Annotated in this window: 1 protein-coding gene; it reads right to left on the reverse strand. The window is 64.6% G+C overall.

Translation table 11 applies throughout. The annotated features are described in order from the left end of the window. Window positions 1–485: response regulator transcription factor (locus tag FQ705_RS22400; RefSeq protein ID WP_144144403.1), on the reverse strand; the 485-nt coding region annotated here is incomplete at its 3' end. Window positions 486–602 lie beyond the last annotated feature (117 nt).

Consider the following 602-nt stretch of genomic DNA (forward strand, 5'->3'; position numbering starts at 1 on the left):
TCGAGCACCGCGAACTCGCGCGGCGACAGTTCGAGCGGCTTGTCGTCGTTGAAGATGCGGCGATCGACGCCCGACAGGCGCACGCCGCCGAGCGAGACTTCCGGACGCGGCATGTCGCTGTTCGGGCCGCTGCGGCGCATCACGGCGCGGATCCGCGCTTCCAGCTCGGCCGGTTCGAAGGGCTTGAGCATGTAGTCGTCGGCGCCGGAATTGAGGCCCTGCACGCGGTCGTTCAGCTCGTCGCGCGCGGTCAGCACGATCACCGGCGTATGGCGATTGGTCTGAGGGAAGCGCGACAGCAGGGTCATGCCGTCGATGCCGGGCAGGCCCAGGTCGAGGATCACCAGTTCATGGCGATTCTGCGCGAGCGCCTGCTCGGCGAAAATGCCGTCATGAACCATGTCGACGGTGAAGCCGGCTTGTTCGAGGCTGCTCTGGATGCCGCGTGCGATGGGGCGGTCGTCTTCGATGAGGAGGAGTCGCATGAGATTCGCTCAAGTACAATGGGTTGGCTGGGACAGCACGACGCCGTTTCCAACAGCATGTCGCGTGGCCGACGACAGGCAAGGCGGCTAGCGAACGAAATTCCAACTATATGTCCG

This window comes from Paraburkholderia sp. BCC1884, assembly GCF_900996225.1.
Classification (GTDB): domain Bacteria; phylum Pseudomonadota; class Gammaproteobacteria; order Burkholderiales; family Burkholderiaceae; genus Paraburkholderia.